Consider the following 19761-nt stretch of genomic DNA (forward strand, 5'->3'; position numbering starts at 1 on the left):
ATTAACGTCTACTGTCATTACTTCGACTACGACTTTTACTCTTATTTCGATCTGAACTTGAACTTTTAGGCTTACCAGAGTTTCTTGAATTAGAACCTCTACCACGACCTTGATTTCTATTCTGACCTGGTTTTATAGGTTCAGTTGAAGCATTCGGATCAGGTTCAAAACCCTCAACGATTTCAACTTCAATCTTCATACCAATCAACTTCTGAATATCGCGTAAGAAAGTAGTTTCATCTGCACTTACTAAAGAAATAGCTTGTCCGCTAGCTCCTGCTCTACCTGTTCTACCAATTCTATGAACGTAGTCTTCAGAAATATTAGGCAATTCAAAATTGATAACATGTGGTAATAACGGAATATCTAAACCTCTAGCTGCAATATCAGTAGCCACTAAAACTCTAATAGAACCATTTTTAAATCCGGCTAAAGCTTTTGTTCTAGCTCCTTGACTTTTATTTCCATGAATAGCGGCAGCAGTAATTCCTGCACTAATCATCTTTTTACAAAGGTTGTTAGCACCATGTTTTGTTCTAGTAAACACTAAAACTTGTTTCCAGTCACCTTCAGAAATTAACTTAATAATAAGTCCGGTTTTCTTTCCTTTAGCAACACGATATACTTTCTGCTCAATAACCTCAACAGCTGTATTTTCTGGCGTAGCCTCAACTTGAACAGGATTATTAAGAATAGAATAGGCTAATTTTTTAATATCCTTAGAGAACGTTGCCGAAAACATAAGGTTTTGTCTCTTTTTAGGTATTAGTTTCATCACACGTTCTATATCGCGTAAAAAACCCATATCTAACATACGGTCTGCTTCATCTAAAACAAATATTTCAACATGTTTTAATGATAACAATCCTTGACTTTCTAAATCTAATAAACGTCCTGGAGTTGCAACTAAAACATCAATACCCTGACTTAATTTATTAACTTGTGGTTTCTGATTTACACCACCAAATATTACGGTACTTCTAATATTTAGAAACTCGCTATATTCTTTTACATTAGCATGAACTTGCGCTGCTAACTCACGTGTTGGAGTTAAAACCAAAGCTCTAATTGGTCTGTGTCTTTGTTCAGAACCACTAGTAGAAAGATTATGAAGTAACGGTAAAGTAAAACCTGCTGTTTTCCCTGTTCCTGTTTGTGCTGAAGCTAAAACATCTTTTCCTTCTAATACTGGAGGAATTGCTTTTGCTTGGATTGGTGAAGGTGTTTCGTATCCTTTTTTTTGGATAGCTTTAAGTATAGGCTCAGATAGGCCCAATGATTTAAATGACATAAATAGTGTTTATGAAGCAAACGCTATTTATTTAGGTCACTCCTTTAATTAGGTGCGAAGTTACAGTTATTTTGTCCCAACTCTACTAAATACCCTATTTTATTGCAAATACTATGATTTACGCCATTGTTTAAGTTTAAGAAGAGGATTCGTCTCATGATTTTTAAAAGCATGAATAGCGCTGCTAATAATTAAAATCGCTGCACTCACAAAAGCAACATACGTAATAGTCTCTACTGTTAATTTATTAGCATTCCCTATACCTATTAACGCCCAAGCACCAACTAGAGCAAACTCTCTCATATTTCGTTTCCAAGTCACTAGTAAATTAATAACTACAGCTATAAAAATCATTACAATTGTCCAAGTTATATGAGCGTACCCTAAACCACTCCAATCTATTTTTATTAAATAAGTAGAAACATTAGCAATACTTGCCACAGTAACCCAACCTGAATAAATAATAAACGGCCACCAAACAAAAGCAATGATAGGAAACGGTTCATCATCTAATTCCATTCTATTATTCATTACAATTTTTAATAGCGAAAAGAGCAATAAAAAAATAAAGATACAAGACACACCTGTGTATTCATAAATCCAAGCAAATACCCAAAGTGAATTAAAAAGACAAGACCATATAAACCACCATCCTGTTTTTAACACAAAATCATCGTTCTTAACTTTCACAAATAAACTTCTACCTTGATAAATAGCAAAACCTAGAAGTAACAGATAAATTATTCCCCAAATAGCAAATGTATAACCTGCAGGTGTAAATAATGATTTATAGCTATTAGAAACTTCACCTATTGTAGTGTTATTTAATAGCCCTGTATTAGACAGGTAATTAATAACTATTGTTGCAACTAGTGCAATACCATTACCTATTTGTAAAACCTTTTTCATTATACTTATATTTTAAATTGAAATAAAAAACATTCATTATATCAGCTTTTATATGCTTTGATTCTGAATGCATTTATCATTTTATTTTGCGTTTGGTCTAAAGAATTAATTAGTCTCCATAAAGTTAATTTTGTATGTTTAACTGTGAGATAAAACTAGTACATAAATTTAAAGAAATATCATGAAAACCTTAATCTATATCATCCTATTATTACCGCTATACATTGTAGCCCAAGAACAAACTAGTTCAGAAAAATTCTGGAAAAAACTAGAAATACATTGTGGAAAAGCATACCAAGGTAAAATTACGGCAGGCGGAGTTGAAGGAGACGGTTTTACAGATGAAAAATTAGTGATGCATGTGCGATCTTGCGAAACCAATACAATTAGAATTCCTTTTTTTGTAGGTGAAAATAAATCGCGAACCTGGGTTTTACAAATGAATGCAGATAAGATAATGAGCTTAAAACACGATCATCGTCATGAAGATGGTTCTGAAGAAAAACTAACTCAATATGGTGGCACAAGTGCAAATGAAGGACTACCAAATCTTCAAATGTTTCCTGCAGACCAACATACTTCAACTATTTTACCAGCAGCTTCAACAAATATTTGGTGGTTTACTATAGATGAAACAAGCCTAACTTACAATCTTCGTCGTATAGGATCTGACCGCTTATTTAGCTTAAAATTTGATTTAACTAAAACAATTGAAACACCAGTTGCCCCATGGGGAAGTGAGAATTAGATTATAGTACTTTACTTTTAATTTTATGCTCTAAGATATTTCAACTAACTTTCAATCATTATTATCAAGAGTTACCAAAAGTGATGTTTTATTATAAATATCCCCCTTTTAATTAGAATAGTATAATTCATATCAACTAGATAAATATTATTATGGCTAAAAATCATTTTAAATTCATTGCAATAGGATCACTATTAGTAATCTTTTCTGCTTGCAAAAACAATGTTGCTAGCTCAGAAACTACATCCGAAGATGAAGTTGTTATAACGGTTAAAAGTGATAACTTTTTAAATGAAGGATTAGCAGAACCTATTACAATTGAAAGCAGAGAACTCTCTGACGGCACTACTGCTGATTGTTACAAAATTGTTGTGACTTCAGTACCTACAGATCATGACATGGGACCTTGGTGTCCAGATAATATATCAGATGATGCTTCTGCTGGTGGTATTTGGTTAAGTGATGGAAAGGTTTATGATGTAGATGGTGATTTTGTTAAAAATTTAGCCACATTCTATGAAGATGATACTTGGATGTTATACAACCAAGAAACAGGTGAAATTACAAAAACAAGCACAAAACAAGAATGCGAAGATGCAGCAAACCCTAATGTAGGAGAAGAATATCAAAATTATTGTGTAGAATGCTTACCGTCTTATGTAACCGGAATAACGCACACTTACTACATTCCTGTAACTCCGAAGAAAGCAAAAACGGCTTACAGTTTTTCTAGAGGCCCTCAAGGAGGTGGAGGTCTAGGGGGACCACCTCCAGGACATGAAAGACCTAAAAATGGAGAAAGACCTGAAAGACTAGAAGGACATGCTGGTCCACCACAAAATAATTCAACAATGCCATCTAATAGAGGCTTAGCGTTTAATGGTGTAATTTTTAATGCTCCCGCTCCTGTAGATAACATCTTAAGCGCATATACTTTAGCACCTTTTGATGATGCAGGCGGACACATCAATCTGCACGAAGGTTACCATTACCATGCTGCCACAGGTATTTCTACAAAAATTAAACAAGAAGATAAGCACGCAGCAATGATTGGCTATGCTTTTGATGGTTATGGTATTTTTGAAAATACAGATAAAAATGGTAATGAAGAAACAGAGTTAGATGAATCTAGAGGACATTACGATAGTATAAGAGGTTATCATTACCACGTAGATAAAGCAGGAAACAATAATTTTATAGACGGCTTACGTGGTGAATATGCTTTATAAAAAAACTTTATTAAACATATTATTTTTTTGTTGGATGTTAGTGAGCAATTTTATTTTTGCTCACAGTCCTGATTTTTCTAATATTATTATTTCTAAAACGGAAAGTGGACAAATCATTTTACAAGCCAACACCTCACTAACCGCTTTTCAACAGGAAGTAAATTACGTTAACGGAGAAGGTGCTTACAAAAGCCCTGAAGAATTTCAAAAATTGGTGCTTAACCATTTTTACAATAATTTTTCAATTGTTATAAATAATAAAGACACTTTACAGTTTAAGAACCCAAAAGTCTATTTAGGTCATGAAACTAAATTAGTCGCTGAAATAATTGGACTACCAAAAACCATTAGTTCCATTTATATTAATAATAACTTATTTAAAGATATACACCGAAGTGAATCAATCGTTATATTCTTATTAGAAGGTTTTCCTAAAGAAAAACACACTCTAAACCACTCTAATAATCACGAATTAAACATTAGTTTGAAAAATGAGCGTTGGGAAAGTGTAGAAATTGGAGAAACGAATCCTAATTTATCATACCTCTTATATCCTTCTATTTTAATTATACTCGTTTTAATCTTCTTTTTTATTCGAAAAAAATTCAACTAACAACAGTCCTTTCCTAATGCATTTTAATAACCTAAACCATTCTTAGGTGTAACCGTTTATCTTTCCTTATAAATTACTCACACACTTTCACTTATAAAAACACAGCATTTACGGAACTTAACAGACCTTGACATATCTTAAAAATTATTATTTAGATTTATTATAAATAATTTGGTTAATAAATATTACATAAATACATTTGCCAAAATTAACTATTTATATTAAGTCTAAATAAAGCGTAAGATGAAAAATATTTTATCCAGTTTAATACTCATTATATTATTTACACAACTAGGTTTTGCTCAAAACGCAAGCCTATCTGGTACAGTTACGGATAATAACAAAACCTCACTGATTGGTGTAAACTTATTAATTAAAAATACCACAAAAGGAATACAAACTAACGAGAATGGAACATTTGAAATAACAAATATTGAAAATGGAGATTACACACTTTCAGTTTCATACATTGGATTTAAAACAAAGGAGATTGAATTTTCAATTTCTAATAACGAAAACTTAACGCTAGATAACATCATTCTTTATGAGGGAAATGAAATTTTAGAGGAAGTTGTTTTAGATGTGAATCGAAAAAATAAATTTTCACGAAAAACAAGTGCCTATGTTTCTAAAATGCCTTTAAAAAATATTGAAAACTCTCAGGTTTACAATACAATTACCAATCAATTATTAATATCTCAATCCGTTAATACTTTTGAAGACGCCTTAAAAAATGCGGCAGGTATCACTAAACTATGGTCATCTACAGGAAGAAGTGGTGATGGTGCTGGTTATTATTCTAGTCGTGGTTTTGCAGTACAACCACAATTAGTCAATGGTGTTGCGGGTATTACAAACGGATTCATTAACCCTTCAAACGTAGAACGTGTAGAGGTTATTAAAGGACCTTCTGGTACATTGTTTGGTAGTTCTGTAACTTCTTATGGTGGTTTAATAAACATCATTACAAAAAAACCTCATAGCGGAACAGGTGGAGAAATAACAGTTGCTGGTGGTTCTAACGATTTTGCAAAATTTAATGCAGATATTAACGTTAGTCCTACTGATAAATTATCTTTTCGTATCAATACAGGTTTTCAGCAAGAACATAGCTTTCAGGATGCTGGCTTAAAAAAATCAGTATTTATAGCCCCTTCAATTTCTTACAAAGTTAACAATGACCTTACGCTTAACTTTTCTTATGAAGCATCAGATAATGAACAAACTAACGAAACTTTCTTATTCTTAAACCGTTATGCTCCGTTAGCGTTTAATTCTATTGAAGAGTTAGATTATAACACAGACTTATCTTTTACAAGTAATGATGTTACTATTAATAACATTACACAAAACTATCGTGGAGAGGTTGCTTGGAAAATTTCAGACCAATGGTCTTCTCAAACCTTAATCTCAGGTGGCTTAGCAAAATCATTAGGGTATTATACTTATTTATGGAATGGCTCTGATGCACTTTTTAATTTATATGCTCAGGATACGGACTCGAGAACTAAAACAATTAATCTTCAACAAAATTTTACAGGTACTTTTAAAATTGGTGATTTAGAAAATAAATTATTAGTTGGTGCTGATTATTTAGATTATAACATTATTGACAATAGCTCTAATTGGGGTTATTTACACACTATAAATATTGATGGAGATTTAGTTTATGGTGAACCAGAAATTAACGAAGAAAACTTAAGCGCTGCTTTAACAGGATTAGGCTATTTAGATAGTGATATACGTCAAAATGTATTTGGAGCATATGTTTCTGATGTTATTAATATTCTACCTTCTTTATCTGTAATGGCTAGTGTACGTTACGATAGATTTGATTATCAAGGAGACAGAAATACAAACACTGATGATGACAATGAATATACAGAATCTACATTCTCACCAAAATTTGGAATTGTTTTTCAACCTATTATTGATGAATTATCAATTTTTGCCAACTACCAAAATGGCTTTTCTTACGTCAACCCTGAATATATTACAGATTACGATACTGGAGATGTAACATTACAAGCTTTTGATGTTGAACAAGCCAATCAATTTGAAGTTGGAGCAAAATCGAACCTTTTCAATAATAAATTAGAAGCGACTTTAAGTTATTACAACATTAATGTAGACAACGCATATTATTGGGCAACAAAAACGCAAGATGTAGAAGTTAACAGTCAAGGTGTTGAGCTAGAAGTAAATGCCAACCCAATAACTAACTTAAACATTCACTCTGGGTTTAGTTACAACGATTCTGAAATAACAGATTCACCTAGTGCAACTGAATTGGAAGGAAATCGTTACGGAGAATCTGGTGCAGAGTTCACATACAACTTTTGGGCAGACTATAAATTCTTTAAAAACTTTGGTATAGGAACTGGGTTTAACGGTCAATCTGAATATGATACTATGACGGATTACAAAGCTGTTACTGGTAGTTTTTATATTCCTGCTTATACCATATTTAACGCTTCTATTTATTATGAAACGAGTAAGTTTAGAGTTAGTGTAAAAGCAAATAACATTACAGACGAAACTTATTTTTCTGGTTGGAGTACAGTAACACCTCAGCAAAAGCGTGTATTATTAGGTACTTTCTCATATAAATTTTAATTAACTCATACTTAAAGAGCAAGCTTAATTTGTAAGTTTGCTCTTTTTTAATTTAAAAAACAATATGTCCGTAAAAAAAATCATTTTTCAACTACATAAAATTTTAGGTTTAGCAACCGGACTCGTCGTATTTGTTGTTGCTATTACGGGCTGTTCTTGGGCATTTCGAGAAGAAATTGAAGGATTATACGACGATTACAAATATGTTGAACCACAGGATGCAGCTATTCTGACGCCCACCGAAGCTAAGGATTATGCTAAAGTGGTTTTTCCTAATAATACGATTCATGGAACAGTTTTCAAAAAAAATAAAGACGCTATAGAAGTCATTTTTTATGATGCTGAACCTGAATTCTATCAAAGTGTATTTCTTAATCCATACAATGGAGAAGTCATACAAGTAGATGACCATCTTACGGGTTTTTTCGCTTTCATTTTAAAAGGTCATACACGTTTATGGTTACCTAAAGAAATAGGCGAACAATTGGTTGCTGCTTCTATCTTAATTTTTATTCTAATTATTATATCTGGGTTTATTATATGGATCCCTAAAAAGCGTAAAAACCTAAAACAACGTTTAAAATTTGATTGGAAAAAGACAACACGATGGAAACGCAAAAACTTCGATTTACACACTGTTATTGGATTCTACATCTGTTCATTAGCTTTGATAGTCGCGTTTACAGGTTCTGTTATTTCTTATAATTGGTTAAAGTATGTTGTATATAAATCTATTGGTGGAGATAAAGTTCCTGCATTTATTATTCCCGAAAATAAAAGTGAAGCATTAAGTGATAACAGCACGATTCCGATGGATTATCTTATTGTAAAACTTCAAAAAGAATCGCCTGAAGCTGTAGCCTACGAATTACATTATCCTAAAACCGAGGACGAAAGTATCTACGTAGAAGTTTCTAATAGCAAAGGGCTTTATTACGATTCCGATTTTAGATTTTTTGATCAAAATACTTTAGAAGAAATTGAAACACCAGCCATATACGGAAAGTATAAGGATGCTAAATTTGCAGATAAAGTATTACGAATGAATTACGATATTCATATCGGAGCCATTGGTGGTATTGTCGGTAAAATTATAGCCTTTATAATTAGCTTATTAACTGCGACATTACCCGTAACAGGGTTCTTGTTATGGTATGGAAGAAATTATAAAAAGAAGAAAAAATAACTAAAACTGTTTCCTAACTTATTTTAGAGAAGACAACAAACGCTCTACCTCAACAATAGTACTTCCGTATAACTTTTGGTTAGGTTTTGTTAAGCTTTTAGATTCCATAGAAATTTCATTTAACAACGCTTTTCCTTCGGAAGCTTTATTGTTATCTAAATAAAACTTAGCAAGCTCTAAACGTTCTGCGTAATTAGAATACGGTCTATCTATGGTTTTTAATTGCACTTCTGCCTCTTCTCTTTTACCCAATTCATTTAAAGCTAAACCATAACAGAACTGTTGCTTTGAACCTTTAAATTCGTGCTTATCCTTTATCAATTCAGCTTGAGTAATTACAGCATTATAATCACTTAATTGAAAATAACACAAGATCAGTTTTTGTCTCGCATATAAAGGATCTTGAACCGTATCTTCTAAAGTTATGTTATAATTAAGAACGGCTTTATCAAAATCTTTATTTGCGTAATAAGCATCTGCTAAATCAATTCTATTGGTATAGGTGTCAATAAATTTTAGCTTAGCTTCTAAGTCTTTAATCCGTTTTGTAGGATTTAAAACGGTTGTAATTTCCTCTTGTATTTTTTGAGTGTCATTTCTATTATACACCTGAGTGATAATATATATTAATGGCCCCAATATGGGAACAATAAATATAATGAGATACCAATAAAAAGGTTTGTTGTTTTTAAAAGCATGATAGATACAATACGCTTTAAGCGCTAAAAGTAAGAAGTAATACATAGCTGCAAAATTAGCTATTTATATTCACTTTATCTGGTAAACACCAACTCATTTTTTGAAGACAACGCATCGCTAAAACCATAATTCTCATAATTAAAAGCTTTAATATCATCTACCGTTTTTGCATCTGTATCAATAATATATCTGGTCATTAATCCTCTTGCTAATTTGGCATAAAAAGCAACAATTTTATACTTGTCGTTTTTAAATTCTTTGAAAACAATATTTACAACAGGTACTTTTAAAGCTTTAGTGTCAACTGCCTTAAAGTACTCGTTACTTGCTAGGTTGATAAAGAGTTCATCGTCTTCTAATTCTTCATTCAACGCCTTGGTCACCTTCTTTTGCCAGAATTCATACAAATTCTTGTTTTTACCTACAGGCAATTTAGTCCCCATTTCTAATCGGTAAGGTTGCACTAAATCTAAAGGTTTTAAAATTCCATATAAACCTGAAAGAATACGTACAGTATCTTCTACTTTATCTAATTTCTTCGTATCAATTGTATAAGCATCTATTCCTCTGTAAACATCACCACTAAACGCGTAAATAGCTGGTCTGGCATTGTCTTGGGTAAATGGTAATTCCCATTCTTGATTTCGTTCAAAGTTTAACTGCCCTAAATTATCTGAAATGTGCATCAGCTCTGATAAATCCTTTGCTGATTTCTTTTTTAATACTTTATTAAGTTGATCTGCTTCTTTTAAAAATTGACCCTCGGTCGTTTTAGTCGTTGGTAATTTTGTTTCGTAATCTAAAGATTTTGCTGGTGATAATACTAATTTCATATATCGTAAACTGCCAAAGCAGGTGTTTTATTAAAGGTTAAACTATTTTCTTTCTCTATGTAAAAATACAATCTATATGAAAGAGTTTCAAATATTACGGAACACTAATCTAGATAACGATATAAGTGTTTTCTATCAGAATAACAAAAACATAGAGAACATCAATAACACCAAGTAATTTACATTTATAATATTTGAAGAAATAAATTGAAGAAGATCTATTTGAATGATACGCTTCTATCACATTCAAAATAAAATATATAAAAAAACATCTCATTTTTTCTATTAAGCTTAAGATGCTTGTGTAGAAAAAATGAGATGCTGATATAAATAAAAGATAAGTTTATCTACGCATCCATATGCCTTGCATAATGGCGCCACTTCTCAATACATAAGGTCATATCTTCAGGAACTTCAGACTCAAACCTCATAAATTCATTTGTGGTAGGATGCACAAACCCTAAAGTTTTTGCATGCAGCGCTTGTCTTGGTAAAATTTTAAAACAGTTATCTACAAACTGTTTGTATTTTGTAAACGTAGTACCTTTTAAAATACGTTCTCCACCATATCGCTCATCATTAAATAACGTATGTCCTATATATTTCATGTGCACACGTATTTGGTGTGTACGTCCCGTTTCAAGCTTGCAACTCACTAAAGTAACGTAACCTAAACGCTCTATTACCTTATAATGTGTTACAGCATGTTTTCCTTGCTCTTCATCATCGTCTACGAAAACAATGTTTTGTAATCTATTTTTTGGATGGCGACCAATATTACCTTCTATAGTCCCTTCATCTTCTTCCATATTACCCCAAACAATAGCAACATATTCGCGCTCACTTGTTTTCTTAGCAAATTGACTAGAAAGATGTGCCATGGCTTGTTCTGTCTTAGCAACCACTAATAATCCACTGGTATCTTTATCTATTCGGTGTACTAAACCAGGTCTTTCACTTGAGTTATTTGGTAAATTTTCAAAATGAAAAATCAAGGCATTAATTAAAGTCCCAGAGTAATTACCATGACCAGGGTGTACTACCATTCCGGCTGGTTTATTAACTACTAACAAATCATCATCTTCATAAACCACATCAATATCAATATCTTCTGCAACCAAAAGATTTTCATGTGGAGGATGCTCAAATTTTACCGTAATAAAATCATTAGGCTTTACTTTGTAATTCGATTTTACGGGAACGTTATTTACAAAAATACTACCGTCTTTCGCGGCAGCTTGAATTTTATTACGCGTCGCATTTTCAATAAAATTCATTAAGTATTTATCGATACGAAGGGGTTGTTGACCAGCAACAACTTTAAAAGCATGATGCTCGTATAATTCGTTTTCTGCGTCGTCTGAAATTTCAGGAATATTTGGCATTATATAAATTTAAAGTTTACCGTTACCCACTACTAAGTCAATCTTAGAAGTTAAAGGTAATAATGTGCCTGGTTTTAATGTTTTTCCATCATGTGACATAGAAATAACACCTTCGCCTATAGCATCTTTATAGGTTATTTTTCCAATTGTAAACTCTAAGGCTTCTAATTGAGGTTTTGCTTGTCTAAAAGTTCTTTTCAAAATATTTGGCACTTCAACCTTTCTATAACCAGAAGGATTTAAGATTAAATAAATCTTTCTATTCTCTTTGACATTAGATCCTGCGACTGGGTTTTGTTCAATTACAGAATACTTTGGGTATTTTGGATTATAATTTGCAGAATCTTGAATTTCTAAGGCTAAATGATTATCCTTTAACTCGATCCCTACAGTTTCTAGGGATTTACCTTTTAAATCAGGCACAGTTATAAACTCACCATGATTGGTGGTTACACTTAACCATTTTAAGGCTATAAAACACATAACTACAACAGCTATAATAGCTAATGCAATTTGTTTAAAAAAAACTTTACTAGTAAGAAACTTAACAAAACTCATAAGAAAATAATTGTTGGCAAAATTAAGAAATAATAACGACAAGTATATAAAATACGTGCGAACAACTGAATTAGTTTATAAAAAATATATTATACATTTACACTCAGGCTTTTTTAAACTCAAATATGAAGAAAAATATTGCAATAATAATGGGCGGTTATTCTAGCGAATACAAGATTTCCCTCAAGAGTGGTAACGTGGTTTTTAACACTTTAGACAAAGATAAATACAATGCTTACCGCATTCATATTTTTAAAAACAAATGGGTTTTTGTTAATGATTTAGATGAAGAATTTCCTGTAGATAAAAATGATTTTTCGATTCTAATAAACAAAACCAAAATAAAATTTGATTGTGTTTTTAATGCCATTCATGGTTCTCCAGGTGAAGATGGCTATATGCAAGCTTATTTTAAATTACTAAATATGCCACAAACGAGCTGTTCTATGTACCAAGCGGCTTTAACTTTTAACAAACGAGATTTATTAGCTACTTTAAAACCTTTTGGTATTAAAACGGCTGAAAGTTATTACTTAAATTTTGGTGATATTGTAGATGAAGATGCTATTGTCGCAAAAGTAGGTTTACCCTGTTTTGTAAAAGCAAACAAAGCTGGTAGCAGCTTCGGAATTTCTAAAGTATATAAAAAAGAAGAGCTACAAACTGCCATTGACAACTCATTTAAAGAAGATAATGAAATTATAATAGAACAGTTTTTAGATGGTGTAGAAGTCTCTGTTGGTGTAATTACCTATAAAGGAGAAACTCTCGTTTTACCAATCACCGAAATTGTTTCAGAAAATGATTTCTTCGATTACGAAGCAAAGTATTTAGGTAAATCTCAAGAAATAACACCTGCTCGTATTTCTGATGATTATGCAAGTAAAGTGAATATTGAAGCCAAAAGAATTTATGAAACCTTAAACATGAAAGGTTTTTCTAGAAGTGAATTTATCTTTAAAAATGATGAACCTTATTTATTAGAAGTAAATACAGTTCCTGGTCTTATCAATGAAAGCATTTTACCTCAACAAGCTGCACAAGCCGGAATAAGTATGCAAGATTTATTTGATAGTGCAATTAAAGAAGCTCTGAAATAATAATTATCTTTGAATCTATAACGTCTATTTATTTAACGTAAACCACAAAACATTATCACCGATGAAACGAGCCATATTCCCAGGATCTTTTGACCCGCTTACAAACGGACATTACGACATTATAAAACGTGGTATTAAACTTTTTGATGAAGTTATTGTTGCCATCGGTATTAATTCAGACAAGAATTATATGTTTTCATTAGACGAACGAAAACGATTTATTGAAGAAGCATTTATAGATGAACCAAAAGTAAAAGTAGTTACTTACAAAGGATTAACTATTGATTTCTGTAGAGAGATTAATGCAGAATTTATATTAAGAGGTCTACGAAATCCGGCTGATTTCGAGTTTGAAAAAGCCATTGCTCATACCAATAGAAAACTCTCTAAAATAGAAACTGTTTTCTTATTAACTTCATCTAAAACCTCTTTTATATCCTCTTCCATTGTACGTGATGTACTTAGAAATAATGGAGATTATACGGTTTTAGTACCAGAAAGTGTTAGAGTTTCTAAAAGCTAAATAATTTAGAGTTTTATATATTTAACCTTCAAACAAATAAACGATGAAAAAGTTAAGCATACTCTATTTTATTTTTCCTTTATTTTGTTTTGCTCAACACAGTGATTTCATCCATATTGATCAATTTGGTTACAGAACAAATGCGACTAAAGTTGCTGTTATTAGTAATCCGGAGATTGGTTTTAATAGTGATTTAAATTACACACCAAATAGCACACTTGAAGTTCGAAATGCACTAACAGATAATATTGTTTTTTCAGGTACGATTCAACAATGGAATAATGGAAATATACATTCGCAATCTGGCGATATCGGTTGGTGGTTCGATTTTTCATCTGTAATAACCAATGGCAGCTATTATATTTTTGATACTTCTACTAACGAATCTTCAGCAATATTTGAGGTTAATGATACTGTTTATGATAATATTATTAAAACAACCTCTAAAATGTTTTATTATAACAGAGCGGGTATTGAAAAAGCTGAACCTTATGTTTTAGCGCCTTATGTAGATGCTATTTCTTTTACTCAAGATACAGCTGCTCGCGATATTTATGACCAAGATAATACAACAACGACAAAAGATATGAGCGGTGGCTGGTTTGATGCAGGCGATTATAATAAATACGTAACCTTCACAGAATCTACAGTACATAATTTATTATGGGCCTTTACAGAGAATCCTCAAATTTTTGGTGATGATTTTAATATTCCTGAATCGGATAACGGAATTCCAGATCTTATAGATGAAATAAAATGGGAACTCGACTGGTTACTAAAAATGATAAACACAGATGGCTCTGTACATATAAAAATGGGGAGCAGAAATTATAACGAAAACACTAGCACGCCACCAAGCATCAATACAAACACCCGATATTACGGCCCTACCTGTACTTCTGCAGCCATTTCAACGTCCTCTGTACTCGCACATGCTTCTAAAGTCTTAAGTCAATTTACTAGTTTAACAACTTATGCACAAACTCTAGAAGATCAAGCAATTTTATGTTGGAACTGGGCTTTACCCTATTTAAACACGGACACACTTCAAGAAAACTGTGATGATGGTGCCATTGTAGCTGGTGATGCAGATAAAACTATTGAAGAACAACGTGAAATGGCTATTACAGCAGCTATATATCTCTATGCTTTAACGGGCAATAACACATACGATCAATATTTAATTGACAATATTGATGACTCAGCTGTTATTGCCGATGGTGCATGGAATAATTATAATATTTCAAATATTGATGCCTTATTACATTACACGACTTTAAATACGGTAAATACGGCTTTAAAAACCACTATTATTAATTCTGCTCAAACGGCTGCTTCTAATAATTATAGCGAGTATTTTCAATTTAACACGTTAGATTTATATAGAGGATTTACTAATGATTGGATCTACCATTGGGGAAGTAACCAAGCAAAAGCTAATACAGGAAATCTTAATTTAATTTTTAAAAAATATAATATTAACACCTCTAGCACTTCAAGCTATAATCTTAAAGCAAAAGAAATGCTTCACTATTTTCATGGTGTTAATCCATTAGATCTTGTTTACCTAAGTAACATGAATAGTTATGGTGCAGAAAATAGTATTAAAGAAATCTACCACACTTGGTTTTATGATGGGTCTCAATGGGATAATGAAGACATTACAGACTATGGACCCGCTCCAGGCTTTTTAGTTGGAGGTGCTAATGGGGATTATACTGCTAATCCTAATTTAATCCCACCTTATAACCAACCTCTTCAAAAAAGTTACTTAGATTTTAATACAGGTTATCCTGACAACTCATGGGAATTTAGTGAACCAGCCATATACTACCAATCGGCTTATATCCGATTATTAGCAGCTGTATCTCGCATGGAAGAAGACGACACCTTAAACAATGATGACTTTACAATATTAGAAAAGACGCTTAAATTGGTACCAAATCCATCTAAAAATACTTTTAAAATTGAAACACCAAATCTTAATTATGCAAACGTAAATATTATTAATTTGAATGGACAAAAAGTATTAGAATTATCAAATTTTGACACTAGAAAACTTATTGATGTTTCAAATCTGGCTGATGGATTGTATATTGTTTCTGTAGAAGTAAATGGACAGCTTACTAATTTGAAATTTATTAAAAATTAAAAGCACTTTCTTAAGCCTCTATTTTGAATCTTACTCAAAATTAAAAAAAGGATATTCATGTTGTAAATTTTCAATATCAACTTGAAGTTTCTTTAAAAAAACTTGATGAGCTTCAGACTTCGGGTTAAATGGTCGATGTGCTTTTTTAGCCTGTAGAGAAGTTACAATTTTCAAGGTTTTTAAAGTATCATCTGACAACCAAACCGTTTTAAATTTCTCCCAGATGTAATCTATAGCGACCTCACTTGGGTGAATCATGTCGGCATTATAAAACCTATAGTCTCGTAATTCATCCATCATAATTTCATACGACGGAAAATAATACAAATGTTGTCTCGGTTCTACAACTTGATGAATCGCGGTGATTAAATGAGATTTACTCAATGTATTTTCTACAAAACCATCCTTTGTATGTCTCACTGGTGATACTGTAAATAAAAATGAAACTTCGGGATTAACGTTTTTAACTAAGCTGATAATCCCTTCTAAAGATTCTGAAATCTGCTCAACAGAAAGTAATTCTTTTAAAAATTTCTTTTGCGGTAATTTATGGCAATTCGCAACAACATTATCAGATTCTATATCCCTATAAACCCAACTTGTTCCTAATGTAATAATAATATGAGTTGCACTAAGTAAATCATTATAAGTCTTATCTATTTGAGAATTTAAAAGTGTTAATAATTCTTCTTTTGAGGTTTGATTTAATTTTGAATGTGCATCTAAACAAAACCATTGCTCGTTATAAAACTGCAAATCTTCTTCTGTGTAATAATCCTTATTAATTGCTCTGGTGATAAGATTCTCAATTGCTAAAGGATGAAATAATATCCCAAACGGATTAACTACTGTTTGAAATTTATGATACGCAAACTTGTCTCCAATATTCTCAGAAAAACACGAACCAAACAACAGCAATCTAGAGTTATAATCTATTTGATTGTATTGCTGTGGTTGTAATGGTATTTGTGTTATTAGTTTCATGTATTCTCAAAAAAGTCGCAGAGACATAAAGGTTTATCCTATTATCTACTATTCTTATTACTTTTACACAGAGATTCGCAGAGTCTCACTTAGTTTCAGAGAGAGTTGTGATAAAAATATCATCTCCCATTCTATACTAAACAATATATCCCTCTGTAAATCTCTTTGCTTTTCTCTGTGTATCTCTGAGTAATTTCTATTTTACAAATACCCCTTAGCAGCCTCTAAAGCAGCTTCAATCCCCTGAGGATTCTTACCACCTGCAGTTGCAAAGAAAGGTTGTCCTCCACCTCCACCTTGGATGTGTTTTCCTAATTCTCTTACAATAGTACCCGCATTTAAGTTTTTACTCGCTACCAATTCTTTAGAAATGTAACACGACAGAATTGCTTTCCCATCATTCTCAGCTCCAAATAATAAAAATAAGTTATCAAACTGACTTCCTAATTCAAAACAAACATCTTTAACTCCGGCAGCATCTAAATCTAATTTCTTAGCTAAAAACTGAACACCATTAATTTCGGTTAATTCATTTTTAAGCTCCCCTTTAATATTCTTTGCTTTATCTTTTAAGAATCCTTCAATTTGTTTCTTTAATTCAGTATTTTCATCTTGAAGGCTTACTAAAGCTTTTACAGGCTCCTTTACATTATTTAGCAAGGCTTTCATTTGAAGAAAAGCAGAGTTATTATCGGTATAATAATCTCTAACAGATTTATTTGTTATCGCTTCAATTCGTCTAATTCCTGCTGCAACAGCTCCTTCAGAAACTATTTTAAAGTGCCAGATATCTGCAGTATTCTTTACATGAATTCCTCCACATAATTCCATAGACTTTCCAAAACGAATCGTCCTTACGGTATCTCCATATTTCTCACCAAATAATGCCATTGCACCTTCTTCAATAGCTTTTGCCATAGGAACATTCCGCTGTTCTTCTAAAGGAAGCTTTCCTTCTATTCTAGCATTTACAAAATCTTCTATTTCTTGTAATTGCTCTGAAGTTACTTTTGAAAAATGAGAAAAATCAAAGCGTAATGATTTGGGTTTTACTAAGGATCCCTTTTGTTCAACATGCTCTCCTAAAACAGCTCTTAATGCTTGATGCAATAAGTGTGTAGCTGAGTGATTACTAGAAGACAATGCTCTGTGCTCTGCATTAACTACTGCTTTAAAACTTTCATTAATATGTTTTGGTAAATTTTTAGTTAAATGGATAATAACGTTATTTTCCTTTTTAGTATCTAAAATATAAACCACATCGCCATGTGCATCTTGCAACGCTCCTTGCTCTCCTACTTGACCACCACCTTCAGGATAAAATGGTGTTAAATTAAATACCAATTGGTACATTTCACCATCCTTTTTAGAAGTCACTTTTCGGTATCTCGTAATTTTCACATTAGCTTCTAATGCATCATAACCAATAAATTCTTCAACATCATCTTCTGCTAAAACCGTCCAATCTTCCGTAGAAGTTTCACTTGCAGAACGCGATCTTTTTTTCTGTTTTTCTAATTGTTCCTTAAATCCTTTTTCATCGAGTTTTAAATGCTTTTCAGAAAGAATTAAAGCCGTTAAATCTATAGGAAAACCATAAGTATCATATAATTCAAATGCTTTTTCACCAGAAACAGTATCGCCTTTGGTTTCTTCTACAACTCTATTTAATAAAACTAATCCTTGATCTAAAGTTCTAAGAAAAGAAGCTTCTTCTTCTTTAATTACATTTTCAATTAAAGTTTGTTGTGCTTTTAACTCAGGGAATGCATCTCCCATTTTTTTACTCAACACGTCTACTAAACGGTAAATGAAAGGCTCTTTTTTATCCAAAAATGTAAAACCGTATCGTATAGCTCGTCGCAATATTCTACGAATCACATAACCGGCTCCTGTATTACTTGGCAATTGACCATCTGCTATAGAAAATGCTACGGCTCTTACGTGATCTGAAATAACACGAACCGCTATATTTATTTCTTCTTGTTCTTTAGGTAAATTGCTCGATTTCCCTACATATTTTTTATCTGTAATGGTTTCTATTTCACGAATAATCGGCGTAAAAACATCGGTATCGTAATTAGATTGTACATTTTGTAACACCATACATAAGCGCTCAAACCCCATTCCCGTATCAATATGTTTATTTGGCAATGCTTCTAAAGAACCATTGGCTCTTCTGTTGTATTGCATAAATACCAAATTCCAGATTTCCACAACTTGCGGATGATCCATATTCACCAAAGATTTCCCATCTACTTTTGCTTTTTCTTCAGCAGAACGGATATCGACATGGATTTCACTACAAGGTCCGCATGGTCCTTGGTCTCCCATTTCCCAGAAGTTATCTTTCTTGTTTCCTTTTAAAATACGATCTTCAGAAATAAATTGTTTCCAAAGGTCATAAGCTTCCGTATCCATTTCTAAGTTATCAGCATCATCGCTTCCTTCAAAAACAGTAACGTATAAAATATCTTTGTCTATTCCGTAAACCTCAGTAAGTAACTCCCAAGCCCAAGCAATTGCTTCTTTTTTAAAGTAATCACCAAAACTCCAATTCCCTAACATTTCAAATAAAGTATGGTGATAGGTATCGTAACCAACCTCTTCTAAATCGTTATGTTTACCCGAAACACGTAAGCATTTCTGAGAATCTGTCATTCTATTTTTCTTAGGTTCTGCATTTCCTAAAAAGTACTCTTTAAAAGGCGCCATCCCAGCATTAACAAACATTAACGTTGGATCATCTTTTAAAACCATTGGTGCAGAAGGAACAACAAGGTGTTGCTTTTCTTCAAAGAAACTTAAAAATTTAGAACGTATATCTTGAGACTTCATATATTGAAATTAGATCTTGTTTTTAATTAATTGTCAAAAATGCAAAACTATTTTTTTATCTTTGGACGTTAGGCTAATTAAAAAGCTTATTTACTGC

The 19761-nt window shown here is 32.1% G+C and carries 16 protein-coding genes; 8 read left to right on the forward strand and 8 right to left on the reverse strand.

The window, feature by feature from the left end; all coding sequences use genetic code 11:
- Nucleotide 1: 1 nt before the first annotated feature.
- Together HM985_RS12715 and HM985_RS12720 are read right to left on the reverse strand one after the other, a co-directional pair.
- Nucleotides 2–1291 carry a DEAD/DEAH box helicase gene (locus HM985_RS12715; protein ID WP_179376622.1) on the reverse strand — a complete coding sequence of 430 codons (1290 nt, stop codon included), beginning with the start codon at nucleotides 1289–1291 and terminating at the stop codon, nucleotides 2–4.
- A 111-nt stretch (nucleotides 1292–1402) separates the two neighbouring features.
- The gene (locus tag HM985_RS12720; RefSeq protein WP_173587958.1) at nucleotides 1403–2200 is read right to left on the reverse strand and encodes a tryptophan-rich sensory protein; all 798 of its coding nucleotides are present in this window, start codon (nucleotides 2198–2200) and stop codon (nucleotides 1403–1405) included.
- Nucleotides 2201–2381: 181 nt separating this feature from the next.
- On the opposite strand from HM985_RS12720, the gene HM985_RS12725 reads away from it, so the two are divergent.
- The 5 genes from HM985_RS12725 to HM985_RS12745 all read left to right on the forward strand — a co-directional run bounded on the left by HM985_RS12725 (nucleotide 2382) and on the right by HM985_RS12745 (nucleotide 8592).
- A complete protein-coding gene (locus HM985_RS12725; RefSeq protein ID WP_179376623.1) occupies nucleotides 2382–2948 on the forward strand; it encodes a hypothetical protein in 567 nt (188 codons plus the stop codon).
- A gap of 152 nt (nucleotides 2949–3100) precedes the next feature.
- The gene (locus HM985_RS12730) at nucleotides 3101–4177 is read left to right on the forward strand and encodes a YHYH protein (protein WP_179376624.1); all 1077 of its coding nucleotides are present in this window, start codon (nucleotides 3101–3103) and stop codon (nucleotides 4175–4177) included.
- Between the two features lie 40 nt (nucleotides 4178–4217).
- Entirely contained in the window at nucleotides 4218–4790 is a 573-nt protein-coding gene (locus HM985_RS12735; protein ID WP_179376625.1) for a hypothetical protein, read from the forward strand.
- A 243-nt stretch (nucleotides 4791–5033) separates the two neighbouring features.
- Entirely contained in the window at nucleotides 5034–7406 is a 2373-nt protein-coding gene (locus HM985_RS12740; protein ID WP_179376626.1) for a TonB-dependent receptor, read from the forward strand.
- A 64-nt stretch (nucleotides 7407–7470) separates the two neighbouring features.
- Nucleotides 7471–8592, forward strand: a complete 1122-nt coding sequence (locus HM985_RS12745; RefSeq protein WP_179376627.1) for a PepSY-associated TM helix domain-containing protein — start codon at nucleotides 7471–7473, stop codon at nucleotides 8590–8592.
- 18 nt (nucleotides 8593–8610) lie between these two features.
- On the opposite strand, the gene HM985_RS12750 is transcribed toward HM985_RS12745, so the two are convergent.
- The 4 genes from HM985_RS12750 to HM985_RS12765 form a co-directional block, all read right to left on the reverse strand.
- Entirely contained in the window at nucleotides 8611–9336 is a 726-nt protein-coding gene (locus HM985_RS12750; RefSeq protein ID WP_179376628.1) for a hypothetical protein, read from the reverse strand.
- 29 nt (nucleotides 9337–9365) lie between these two features.
- Nucleotides 9366–10124, reverse strand: coding sequence for a peroxide stress protein YaaA (gene yaaA, locus HM985_RS12755; RefSeq protein WP_179376629.1), 759 nt, complete (start codon nucleotides 10122–10124; stop codon nucleotides 9366–9368).
- 347 nt (nucleotides 10125–10471) lie between these two features.
- On the reverse strand, nucleotides 10472–11509 hold the full coding sequence (locus tag HM985_RS12760; RefSeq protein ID WP_179376630.1) for an RluA family pseudouridine synthase: 1038 nt from the start codon (nucleotides 11507–11509) through the stop codon (nucleotides 10472–10474).
- 9 nt (nucleotides 11510–11518) lie between these two features.
- Nucleotides 11519–12067, reverse strand: a complete 549-nt coding sequence (locus HM985_RS12765; protein WP_179376631.1) for a PASTA domain-containing protein — start codon at nucleotides 12065–12067, stop codon at nucleotides 11519–11521.
- A 125-nt stretch (nucleotides 12068–12192) separates the two neighbouring features.
- Between HM985_RS12765 and HM985_RS12770 the strand changes: the two genes are divergently transcribed.
- From HM985_RS12770 to HM985_RS12780, 3 genes are all read left to right on the forward strand, one after another.
- A complete protein-coding gene (locus HM985_RS12770) occupies nucleotides 12193–13167 on the forward strand; it encodes a D-alanine--D-alanine ligase (RefSeq protein ID WP_179376632.1) in 975 nt (324 codons plus the stop codon).
- Nucleotides 13168–13228: 61 nt separating this feature from the next.
- On the forward strand, nucleotides 13229–13690 hold the full coding sequence (gene coaD / locus HM985_RS12775) for a pantetheine-phosphate adenylyltransferase (protein WP_179376633.1): 462 nt from the start codon (nucleotides 13229–13231) through the stop codon (nucleotides 13688–13690).
- A gap of 43 nt (nucleotides 13691–13733) precedes the next feature.
- Nucleotides 13734–15842: a glycoside hydrolase family 9 protein gene (locus HM985_RS12780; protein WP_179376634.1), complete on the forward strand. Its 2109-nt coding sequence runs from the start codon at nucleotides 13734–13736 to the stop codon at nucleotides 15840–15842.
- Nucleotides 15843–15872: 30 nt separating this feature from the next.
- On the opposite strand, the gene HM985_RS12785 is transcribed toward HM985_RS12780, so the two are convergent.
- Together HM985_RS12785 and alaS are read right to left on the reverse strand one after the other, a co-directional pair.
- On the reverse strand, nucleotides 15873–16826 hold the full coding sequence (locus HM985_RS12785; RefSeq protein WP_179376635.1) for a GSCFA domain-containing protein: 954 nt from the start codon (nucleotides 16824–16826) through the stop codon (nucleotides 15873–15875).
- A gap of 201 nt (nucleotides 16827–17027) precedes the next feature.
- A complete protein-coding gene (gene alaS / locus HM985_RS12790; protein ID WP_179376636.1) occupies nucleotides 17028–19664 on the reverse strand; it encodes an alanine--tRNA ligase in 2637 nt (878 codons plus the stop codon).
- Nucleotides 19665–19761: the final 97 nt, after the last annotated feature.

Origin of the sequence: Winogradskyella wichelsiae (assembly GCF_013403925.1) — a bacterium.
Taxonomy (GTDB): Bacteria; Bacteroidota; Bacteroidia; order Flavobacteriales; family Flavobacteriaceae; genus Winogradskyella; species Winogradskyella wichelsiae.